This is a genomic window from Stenotrophomonas sp. S39, assembly GCF_016624665.1.
Classification (GTDB): Bacteria; Pseudomonadota; Gammaproteobacteria; order Xanthomonadales; family Xanthomonadaceae; genus Stenotrophomonas.
Genome location: NZ_JACVTT010000125.1, coordinates 1 through 9,917, shown reverse-complemented (window position 1 = coordinate 9,917; position 9,917 = coordinate 1). Strand labels below are relative to the sequence as shown.

General features: G+C 68.3%; 9 protein-coding genes. 7 read left to right on the top strand and 2 right to left on the bottom strand.

Features of this window, described 5'->3' with window-relative positions; all coding sequences use genetic code 11:
* Positions 1-113: 113 nt before the first annotated feature.
* Positions 114-2,165, bottom strand: a complete 2,052-nt coding sequence (locus IAE41_RS20610) for a glycoside hydrolase family 97 protein (protein WP_200734385.1) — start codon at positions 2,163-2,165, stop codon at positions 114-116.
* 236 nt (positions 2,166-2,401) lie between these two features.
* Between IAE41_RS20610 and IAE41_RS20605 the strand changes: the two genes are divergently transcribed.
* From IAE41_RS20605 to IAE41_RS20575, 7 genes are all read left to right on the top strand, one after another.
* Complete coding sequence (locus tag IAE41_RS20605) at positions 2,402-4,594, top strand: Six-hairpin glycosidase-like protein (protein WP_200734384.1); 2,193 nt, start codon at positions 2,402-2,404, stop codon at positions 4,592-4,594.
* Positions 4,591-6,078 carry an MFS transporter gene (locus IAE41_RS20600; protein WP_200734383.1) on the top strand — a complete coding sequence of 496 codons (1,488 nt, stop codon included), beginning with the start codon at positions 4,591-4,593 and terminating at the stop codon, positions 6,076-6,078. The genes IAE41_RS20605 and IAE41_RS20600 overlap by 4 nt, the downstream gene beginning before the upstream one ends.
* Positions 6,078-7,793, top strand: coding sequence for an alpha-amylase family glycosyl hydrolase (locus IAE41_RS20595; RefSeq protein ID WP_200734382.1), 1,716 nt, complete (start codon positions 6,078-6,080; stop codon positions 7,791-7,793). Before IAE41_RS20600 ends, IAE41_RS20595 begins: the two co-directional genes overlap by 1 nt.
* An 83-nt stretch (positions 7,794-7,876) precedes the next feature.
* Positions 7,877-8,275 (top strand): hypothetical protein, encoded by a 399-nt coding sequence (locus IAE41_RS20590; protein ID WP_200734381.1) that lies wholly within the window; start codon positions 7,877-7,879, stop codon positions 8,273-8,275.
* 125 nt (positions 8,276-8,400) lie between these two features.
* Complete coding sequence (locus IAE41_RS20585; RefSeq protein WP_200734380.1) at positions 8,401-8,787, top strand: SseB family protein; 387 nt, start codon at positions 8,401-8,403, stop codon at positions 8,785-8,787.
* Positions 8,788-8,801: 14 nt separating this feature from the next.
* On the top strand, positions 8,802-9,086 hold the full coding sequence (locus tag IAE41_RS20580) for a hypothetical protein (RefSeq protein ID WP_200734379.1): 285 nt from the start codon (positions 8,802-8,804) through the stop codon (positions 9,084-9,086).
* A gap of 92 nt (positions 9,087-9,178) precedes the next feature.
* Positions 9,179-9,490: a hypothetical protein gene (locus IAE41_RS20575; protein WP_200734378.1), complete on the top strand. Its 312-nt coding sequence runs from the start codon at positions 9,179-9,181 to the stop codon at positions 9,488-9,490.
* Between the two features lie 41 nt (positions 9,491-9,531).
* Here IAE41_RS20575 and IAE41_RS20570 read toward each other — a convergent pair whose 3' ends face one another.
* Positions 9,532-9,831 carry a hypothetical protein gene (locus IAE41_RS20570; RefSeq protein ID WP_200734377.1) on the bottom strand — a complete coding sequence of 100 codons (300 nt, stop codon included), beginning with the start codon at positions 9,829-9,831 and terminating at the stop codon, positions 9,532-9,534.
* Between the last annotated feature and the right edge of the window lie 86 nt (positions 9,832-9,917).

The following is a 9,917-nucleotide window of genomic DNA, read 5'->3' as shown; positions in this document are numbered from 1 at the left end:
ACCCACCCCCCCCCCCCCCCCCCGCCCGCCCCCCCCCCCCCCCCGCGGGGGGGCGGGGCCGCTACCGTGTAGAGCCGAGCCCATGCTCGGCTGCATTTCCATCGGTCCGTCATTCAGAGCGGGGTGAAACGGATCGCCTCGCCACCGCCCGGTGCCAGCACCAGGGTCAGTGCATCGGTGCTGGTCACCTCGCGGGTCTCGCGCTTGAACGCGAACGGATTGCTGCGGAAATCCGCACCGTCGCCGTCGCGGTAGATCTCTGCGCGGTAGCGCACGCCCGGTTCCAGGAAGCCCAGCGACACCGGCAGCACGCGGCCGTGTTCATCGGTGATGCTGCCCAGGAACCAGTCACGGCTGTTGCGGTCGCGGCGCACGATCGTCACGTAGTCGCCCACTTCGCCATCCAGCACGCGGCTCTGCTCCCAGTCCACCGCCACGTCCTCGATGAAGCGGAACGCCTCGCGGTGCTGCAGGTAGTGCTCGGGCAGGTCGGCGGCCATCTGGATCGGGCTGTACAGCACCACGTACAGCGCCAGCTGGCGGGCCAGCGTGCTGGGAATGGCCTGGCCGTGGCGGCCCTTCAGGCTGAGGATGCCGGGGGTGTAGTCGAACGGGCCGGCCAGCATGCGGGTGAACACCAGGTTGACCTCGTGCTCGGGCGGGTTCGGCGGCTGGCCCCAGGCGTTGTACTCCATGCCGCGCGCGCCTTCGCGCGAGATCCAGTTGGGGTAGGTGCGGCGCAGGCCGGTGTCCTTGATCGGCTCGTGCGGATTCACCGACAGATGCCGGCGCGCGGCTTCCTGCACCACCTTCAGGTGGTGGCGGGCCATGAACTGGCCGTCATGCCACTCGCGCCAGAGCGGGCCGCCGGCCGGATTGCGGCGGTCGACCTGGCCGTCATCGCAGACGTAGCCGGTCTTGAACTGGTCCACGCCCAGCCGTGCATACAGGTCCAGCGCGGCGCCCAGCTGGTCTTCGTAGTGCTCGATGGCGCAGCCGGTTTCGTGGTGGCCGATCAGGTGCACGCCCTTCTTCAGGCCGTACGCGGACAGCGCCTCGATATCGAAGTCCGGCGTGGCGCGGGTGAAATCGAAGTCGTAACCGTTGCCGACCCACATGCCGTCCCAGCCGGGATTCCAGCCTTCCACCAGCACGCCGCGGAAGCCATGTGCGGCGGCGAAGTCGATCACCTTCTTCGTCTTCGCAGTGGTGGCGGCGTGCTTCGGGCCGGTCGCCCAGCTTTCGTTGTCCAGGTGCATCGACCACCAGACGCCCAGGTACTTGGCCGGTTTCACCCAGCTCACATCGCCCAGTGCATTGGGTTCGTTGAGGTTGAGGATCAGGTCCGATTCGACCAGGCCACCGGCGCGGTCGGCAATCTGCAGCGTGCGCCACGGCGTGGCGAACGGCAGGGCACGGCGCACCTTCCAGCCCTCGGCCGAGGGCGAAAGCTGCGCGCGCAGGCGCTGGCCCTCGGTGCGGCGCAGCCACATGCCGGCGTAGTCCACCAGCGCGGCCTCGTGGATGGCCACGTGCAGGCCGTCGTGGCTGCGCAGGGTCATCGGCGTGTGCACCAGCGGCACTTCGCGCAGCGGCGTGCGCTGGTACAGGTACTCGTAGTGGATCGGCTCGCCGGCCGGAATCCACCAGGCGGTTGAATCGGGGGCGATGGCGAACTCGGTCAGCTCGTCATCGATGATCGCCTCGCGCAGGTTGGGCTGCTCGGGGAACACATAACGGAAGCCAAGGCCGTCGTCGTACACGCGGAACACCACGTCCAGGCGGCGCTTGCTGCCGGTGGTTTCGGCCAGCTGCACGGTCAGTTCGTTGAAGTGGTTGCGGGTGACCCGGCGCTCGCCCCAGGGCTGTTCCCAGGTGTCATCGACGCTGCGCTGCTGCTGGCCGAGCAGGGCGAAATCGCGGTCCAGGCGGCCATCGCGCAGTTCAAAGCCCAGCTTCGAATCGGCCACCACGGGTTCGCCGAAGCGCTCGACGCGGTAGCGCGCGGTGCCACCGTCCAGTACCAGGCTGACCTTGAGCACCTTGCCCGGCGATTCCACGCTGGCCACCTGTGGCGCGGCCTGGGCCAGGGCAGCCAGGCCCAGCAGGGCCAGGCCGAACACGTGCGCGAACATCGCGCGGATTGCAGCAGATGAAGCCGGCATTTCCCCTCCCAAGGCGCCGTTGGCAGACCCGGACCATAAGCCAGCGTGGGCGCCGCTCTTCACGCAACTGCGATGAATACGTATGCAACTGGCCGCAGGTTGCGGCGCCGCGTCTACCATGGGGCCAAGGCACCTTGAGGGAGGCGCCGCGCCCGCGCACCGTCCAAGGTGGCGCGGACCCACAACGGTGCAGAGAGGGAGGGAGGTCGACGGGCGCAAGCCGGTCTGCCGCTTCGATGCTGAAGATCATTTGCCTGACAGCTGCCCTTGGGGCAGCGCTGGGAACGACCGCGCACGCGGCCGACCTGGAATTCAACGGCCGCCATGCGCGTGCCGAAGCCGCTGCCAAGGGCAGCTTTGTCCTGCATGCGCCCAAGGGTGAGGTGCAGATCGCCGCCGCGCCCATGCGCAGCCAGACCGGCAGCGTGATGTTCGACGCGCTGTTCGCGCTGGCGCAGCAGGAAATGGACCAGGACCGCGTGGACGCGATCCGCGATCCGTCCTTCGACGAAGGCCGACCGGTGCCCTGCGACTGCTTCCAGACCGGTGCGCGCTGGCCCTATGTGTGGACCCGCGATCTCAGCTTCGCCGCCGATCTGGCACTGGCCAAGCTGGACCCGCAGCGTACCCGGCAGTCGCTGCAGTTCAAGCTGTCGGCCGCGCGCGATGGCCACACCCCCGGCCTGTTCGTCGCCCAGGACACCGGTTCCGGTGGCAGCTGGCCGATCAGCAGCGACCGCGTGGTGTGGTTCCTTGCCGCGCGCCACCTGCTGGATGATCCGGCGTTCGCCGACCAGGTGTGGCAGGCACTGCAGGGCACCCTGGCGCAGGACCGGGCGATGGTGTTCGACGCGCAGATGGGCCTGTACCGCGGCGAGACGTCTTTCCTGGACTGGCGCGAGCAGACCTACCCGGACTGGACGCGCGAGAACGTGCGCTTCATCGGTGATTCCTACGCGCTGTCCACCAACGTGCTGCACTACCAGGCGCTGCGCCTGGGCCAGCAGATGGCCGCGCAGCTGGGCGACGAGCGCAGCGAACAGTACAAGGCCTGGGCCGACGCGCTGGCGCTGCAGATCGATGCACGCTTCTGGCGCGAGGACATGGGCCAGTACATGAGCTACATCGGCGAAGCCGCGCACCCGGTGCCGTACGCCAAGGTCGATCTGCTGGGCCTGTCGCTGGGCATCCTCGCCGACGTGCTGCCCGCCGGGCGCGCGCAGCGTGCGCTGGCCGCCTACCCGATGGGGCCGGCCGGCAGCCCGGTGGTGTGGCCGCAGGAAGCGCAGCAGCCGATCTACCACAACCGCGCCATCTGGCCGTTCGTCAGCGCCTACTCGCTGCGTGCCGCGCGCAAGCTCGATGATGCCCCGCGCATCGCCGCCGAAATCCGTTCGCTGATGCAGGGCGCGGCACTGGCCGGTTCCAACATGGAGAACTACGAGCTGGTCACCCAGGCCGTGCACGTGGACGAAGGCGCGCTCAGTGGCCCGGTGGTCAACTCCGAGCGCCAGCTGTGGTCGGTGGCCGGTTACCTGGCCATGGTCAGCGAAGGCGTGTTCGGCCTGCAGGACGATGGCAGCGTGCAGCCCAAGCTGCCGGCCAGCCTGGTGCCGGATCTGTTCGGAAAGCAGCGCCGCATCAGCCTGGAGGCGAACGGCAAGCGCTATGTGCTGGAGCGGCCGAAACAGCTGGGCGACGGCCTGCTGGTGGCCGGCAAGGTGAAGACGCGGGGTGCGACCACCACCGTACAGCTGGTGCCGGCCGCTGCCGCGCCGCGTGATGCGGTGTTCAGCGCCGACGCCAATGCGCGTGCACCGGCCACGCCTGCCGCACCGCAGGCCAGGCGCAGTGGCAAGGGCTGGACCGTGGCCGTGGCCGCCGACCAGGTGCTGTGGCAGGACGGCCAGGCACTGCAGCCGGCCAAGGGCGTGGCCCGCGTGGGCGACGATGGGCTGCAGCATTGCCTCAGCCTGACCCGCCGCGACGGCGCACTGGAATCGCTGCACAGCCCGATGCTGTGCGTGGGCCCGCAGCAGGTGCTGCGCGGTGACCGCCAGTGGCGCTTCAGCAATGCCAAGGCCGGCCACGTGCGCCTGCGCCTGCAGTACAACAACCCGAACGGGCCGATCAACACCGGCGTGACTGCGGCGGTGAAGCAGTTGAACCTGCAGTGCGCAGGCCAGCCGGCGCAGCGGCAGACCGTCACCCTGCCACACAGCGTTGCCGCGCAGGAATCGACCGCGGCCAGCTTCGCCGTGCCGAAGGGCCGCTGCACGGTCACTCTGGAAGAAGGCTTCAACATGAGCGCGCTGGAGCACTTCGCACACTACACCGGCGGCAAGGGCGGGCGCGAAGGCGTGCTCAACCAGGCCCAGGTGCAGGCGCTGAAGGTGGCGCCCGTCGCTGCGGTCGAGGGTGCACGATGAGTCGTCCCGCCAAGCCGCAGCTGTCGTTCTGGCAGATCTGGAACATGTGTTTCGGCTTCCTCGGCATCCAGTTCGGGTTTGCACTGCAGAACGCCAACGCCAGCCGCATCTTCGAAACGCTGGGGGCATCGCAGGACGCGGTGCCCGGGCTGTGGATCGCCGCTCCGCTGACCGGCCTGCTGGTGCAGCCGGTAGTGGGCTATCTGTCTGACCGTACCTGGACGCGCTGGGGTCGACGCCGCCCGTTCTTCATGATCGGCGCGGTGCTGACCACGCTGGCCCTGCTGGTGATGCCCAACTCGCCCACGCTGTGGATCGCGGCCGGCACGCTGTGGGTGCTGGATGCCTCCATCAACGTGTCGATGGAACCGTTCCGCGCGTTCGTCGGCGACCAGCTGGCGCCGCGCCAGCGGCCGACCGGCTATGCGATGCAGAGCTTCTTCATCGGCGTCGGCGCCATCGTCGCCAGCTTCCTGCCCTTCATCCTCACTCACTTCGGCGTCAGCAACACGGCCGTGCCGGGTGAAGTGCCCGACTCGGTGCGCTACGCGTTCTACTTCGGCGCGGTGGTGCTGCTGGCGGCAATCAGCTGGACGGTGTTCAGCACGCGCGAGTATTCGCCCACCGAGCTTGCGTCCTTCGACGATGCCGAGCCGCCCGCGCACCACGCCGGCGCCGCCGTCAGCGGTCCCGCACCGTGGGGCCAGGTGGCGCTGTGGCTGGGCCTGGGCGTGCTGCTGGCAGCGCTGATCGCCTGGCGCCAGGGCGACAGGATGCTGTACGTGCTGGCCGGCCTGTGCGCGGGTTACGGCCTGCTGCTGGCGCTGGCCCGCCTGTTGCCCGGCCCGCACATGCTGGCGGCCATCGTCGGCGACCTGCGGGCGATGCCGGTGACCATGCGGCGCCTGGCCTGGGTGCAGTTCTTCTCGTGGTTCGCGCTGTTTGCGATGTGGATCTTCACCACCGCCGCCGTGGCCGGTACCCACTTTGGTTCCACCGATCCGCAGTCGGCGGCCTACAACGAAGGCGCCAACTGGGTGGGCGTGCTGTTTGGTGCCTACAACGGCTTCGCTGCACTGGCCGCGCTGCTGATCCCGCCGATGGTGCGCGCGCTCGGCCTGCGCTGGAGCCACCTGGTCAACCTGTGGCTGGGCGGGGCAGGGCTGATCTCGATGATGTTCATCGATGATCCGCGCTGGCTGCTGCTGTCGATGGTCGGCGTGGGCTTTGCCTGGGCCTCGATCCTGTCCCTGCCGTATGCCCTGCTGTCGGACAGCGTTCCGGCGGCAAAGATGGGCGTGTACATGGGCATCTTCAATTTCTTCATCGTGATCCCGCAGCTGGTCGCGGCCAGTGCGCTCGGCTTTGCCCTGCGCGCGTGGCTGGGTGACCAGCCGATCCACGTGCTGGTGCTGGGCGGCTGCAGCCTGCTCGTGGCCGGTGTGTGCGTACTGCGGGTTCCGTCCCGTCCGGAGGTGGTGTGATGCGTGCTGTGCTGGCTGTTGCTGTTTCCCTTGCCCTGTTCGCCGGTCCGGCCGTGGCTGCGCCGCGCCCGGACTATGTGGGCACCACCGAGCCGTTCGCCAGCGATGCGGTGTACTTCGTGGTCACCGACCGTTTCGTCAACGGCGATCCGTCCAACGACCACCGCGACCAGGGCGGCAAGCACCGCACGTTCGACATCCCGGTGCCGTGCCCGGACAAGGTCGATGGCAACATCGGCTACCTCGGTGGTGATTTCCGCGGTGTGCTGGACAATGCGCAGTACATCCGCAACCTCGGTTTCGGTGCGGTGTGGATCACGCCCATCGTCGACAACCCGGACGAGGCCTTCACCGGCAGCAAGCCGATCAGCTGCACCAGCACGCTGACCGACCGCGGCAAGACCGGTTACCACGGCTACTGGGGCATCAACTTCTACAAGCTCGACGAACACCTGCCCAGCAGGGACCTGGATTTTGCCGGCCTCAACAAGGGCCTGCACGATGCCGGCCTGAAAGTGGTGCTGGACATCGTCGGCAACCACGGTTCGCCTGCCTGGACCATGCCCAAGCGGCAGCCGCAGTTCGGCCAGATCTTCGACAAGGACGGCACGCTGATTGCCGACCACCAGAACCTGCCGCCGCAGAAGCTGGACCCGAAGCACAACCCGCTGCACGCGTTCTACAACAACATCGGTCCGGTCGACGGCAAGGACGGTTCCATCTTCGACGGCAACCTGGCCGAGCTGTCCGACTTCAACCAGGACAACCCGGCGGTGATGGATTACCTGGTGGGTGCTTACCTGCAGTGGACCGCACAGGGCGTGGATGCGCTGCGCATCGACACCATCGGCTGGCTGCCGCACCCGTGGTGGCATGAGTTCGTCAACCGCATCCGCGCCGAGCACCCGGGCATGTTCATGTTCGGCGAAGCCTTCGACTACAACGCGGCCAGCATCGCCGAGCACACCTGGCCGGCCAATGCGAACGTGAGCGTGCTCGATTTCCCGCTGCGCGGCGCGCTGGAGCAGACTTTCGGCACCACCGGCAAGGGGTTTGAAACGCTGGCCGAGCCGCTGCACCTGACCGGTGGCCCGTACGCCAACCCGTACGAGCTGATGAGCTTCTACGACAACCACGACATGCCGCGGCTGCAGGCCAGCGACACCGGCTTCATCGACGCGCACAACTGGCTGTTCACCGCGCGCGGCATCCCGGTGGTCTATTACGGATCGGAGACCGGCTTCATGCGTGGCCGCGCCGAACACGCCGGCAACCGCGCGTACTTCGGCCAGCAGCGCGTGGACGATGCACCGCAGAGCCCGATCTTCGCGCCGCTGCAGCGTATCGCCAAGCTGCGCGAAGCCACCCCGGCCCTGCAGCGCGGCCTGCAGGTGAACGAGCGCCTGCAGGGCGACGAGGCGGTGTTCTTCCGCGTACTGCAGCACGGTGACGTGGCGCAGACCGCGCTGGTGCTGCTGAACAAGGGTGATACAGTGCGCAGCATCGAGGTGGCGCGGTACCTGCAGGCGGGCACCTGGCGTGATGCGCTGGGTGGCACCGAACTGAAGGTGAAGCGCTCGCTGAAGGTGGAGGTGCCGGCGCACGGCGTGAAGGTGTACGTGCTGGATGCGCCGGTGCAGCAGCCGGCCCTGCAGGCCGAGCTGGACAAGGCAGTGGCTGACCAGCAGGCGCGGGACCAGCGGTTGAAGCGGTAGGGCCGGCCACTGGCCGGCAGCTCCAGATCATTGGCAGATGCAACTGCCGGCCAGCGGCCGGTACTTCGGCAAGGATGGGCTGAATGATGCGACGTTTACTGATTCCACTCTGTGCTGGCGCGGCCACCGGTGGCCTGATCGCCGTCGTGACCTTTCCGTGGCTGGCGCGTACCGCCGCCATCGCGATGCCGCGCAGCTTCAATGTGTACCTGTGGGATGCGCTGGTGGTGTTCGGCCTCGGCGCCTCCCTGGTGGCGTTCCCGCTGATGCTGCTGGCCCTGCGCCTGGCCAGCGCACGCGGCACGGGTGTGGCTGTAATGCTGGTGGCGGCCCTGCTGGCGCTGGTTGCGGGACTGGCCGCGATGGATGCGCTGCAGGGCGGCGGCAGCGTGCTGATGGCGTGGGCCGCGGGCATGCTGCTGGCTGCACTGGTTCACCGGTACTGGCGGTCGTCGCCCGCGCTGAACGCCCAGCCCCAGTAGAGCCAGGCCATGCCTGGCTGGAATCCGGTAGAGCCGAGCCTATGCTCGGCTGCTTCGGGGGGCAGAGGCAGCCGAGCGTGGGCTCGGCTCTACAATAGGCGTCCCTACCTCCCCGCCGTACCGCCATGACCGACCTCGCCCCGCAGACCCCGATCGAAACCCTGCTGAAGGCCGCCATGGACGGGGCCGTGCCGATCCGCGCCTTCATGGAAGCCTTCGTGGCGTCGGAGGTGGTGCTGCTGACCGGCAGCCTGGTCACCCCTGACGGCAGCGGTTTCGACCCGCTGCTGTTCGACAAGCAGGGCACCCTGCACGTGGCCGTTTTCACCGATCCGGCGCGGGTCGGCCTCCATTCCCAGCAGGCCCCGCACCAGATCCGCTGGCTGATGCTGGACGTGCTGCGCCGCGTGCCGGGTGGCTACGGCGTGGTGGTCAATCCCGGTACGACGCTCGGCTTCGAGATTTCCGCCAGTGGCGTGGGCGAGATCCTGAAGGACTTCGCGCAGGGGTGAGCAGGGTCTCCGGCATGGACTCGATGGCACGCGCTGCCGCCCACCACGAACGGCGGGCGGCCATCTGGCTGGCAACCGGCGTGGCGCTGTCGATGGTGATCGGGCTGACGCTTGCATTCGGCTTCGATATCGACGACAGCCCCGCACCGCTGCTGGCATGGGTGGGCAGCTGGGGCGCAGCTTGGCATCTGTACCAGCGTGCGCGATTGCAGGGGCGCCGGGCGTGGTTGCTGGGCGGCTTCGCCATGCTGGGGCCAGTGCCAGCATTCCTGGTCCATCTCTGGTTGCGCGGGTCCTAGTGCTGCGCCTCGCCCCGCACCAGGGGGGGCGTTTGCCGAGCATGGTGCGGCGTTCCACAATGGTGGCATCAGGCCCACAGGGAAGACTGTCCATGGAACTGGAAACTGCACCCGCGCCCCGCCATTCCCGCTCTGCCCTGACCTTCCTGGTCGCGGCCATCGTTGCCGCACTGCTGGCCTTGCCGCTGCTGCGCGTCGTCGGCATGGCGCAGTGGCCGGTGTTCGCCCTTGCGTGGGTGATCAACCTGGGTGCGGCCTGGCATCTTGGACAGTGGGCGCGGCAGCAGGGCCGGGCGGCCTGGGCCTTCGGTGGGCCTGCGCTGCTGGGTACGGTCGCTTCGATCGTGGTCTATGTGCTGCTGGCGTTGCTCGGGCCGCAGCGCGGGACATCGCCGCGAGGGTGATGTGGGGAAGCCCTGCCAGGCATGGCCTGGCACTACTGGAATCAGTGCGGGTAGTAGAGCAGGGCGGAGCCCTTGCTCAGAGCCTCTTCGTAGAACCCGGCGAAGCCACGGTAGGCATCGGTGTCCAGCACATCCACCTGCAAGCGGCCGCAGCGCAGGTCGGTGATCTCATCAAAGCCGAATCGTGCGCATTCGGCCTGGGCCAGGTCGAAGGCATCGCGCTCTTCGTCCTGCCGAAGGAACAGCATGGCTCTATGCAACGCACCTGCTTCCGGCGCATTCCATTGGAGTTCGGACGCGCCTGCATAGCGGCCCGTAAAGCCATAGACCATCACGATCACGTTTCATCTCCAGGCAGGATGGCGGTGGGGGGGGGGGGGGGGGGGGGGGGCCCCCCCCCCCCCCCCGGCCACCCCACCCCCACAGG

Coding starts and splice junctions, on each gene's coding strand:
- IAE41_RS20575 (WP_200734378.1), top strand. CDS start 9,179: ATGGAACTGGAAACTGCACCCGCGCCCCGCCATTCCCGCTCTGCCCTG.
- IAE41_RS20580 (WP_200734379.1), top strand. CDS start 8,802: ATGGACTCGATGGCACGCGCTGCCGCCCACCACGAACGGCGGGCGGCC.
- IAE41_RS20585 (WP_200734380.1), top strand. CDS start 8,401: ATGACCGACCTCGCCCCGCAGACCCCGATCGAAACCCTGCTGAAGGCC.
- IAE41_RS20590 (WP_200734381.1), top strand. CDS start 7,877: ATGATGCGACGTTTACTGATTCCACTCTGTGCTGGCGCGGCCACCGGT.
- IAE41_RS20600 (WP_200734383.1), top strand. CDS start 4,591: ATGAGTCGTCCCGCCAAGCCGCAGCTGTCGTTCTGGCAGATCTGGAAC.
- IAE41_RS20610 (WP_200734385.1), bottom strand. CDS start 2,165: ATGCCGGCTTCATCTGCTGCAATCCGCGCGATGTTCGCGCACGTGTTC.
- IAE41_RS20595 (WP_200734382.1), top strand. CDS start 6,078: ATGCGTGCTGTGCTGGCTGTTGCTGTTTCCCTTGCCCTGTTCGCCGGT.
- IAE41_RS20605 (WP_200734384.1), top strand. CDS start 2,402: ATGCTGAAGATCATTTGCCTGACAGCTGCCCTTGGGGCAGCGCTGGGA.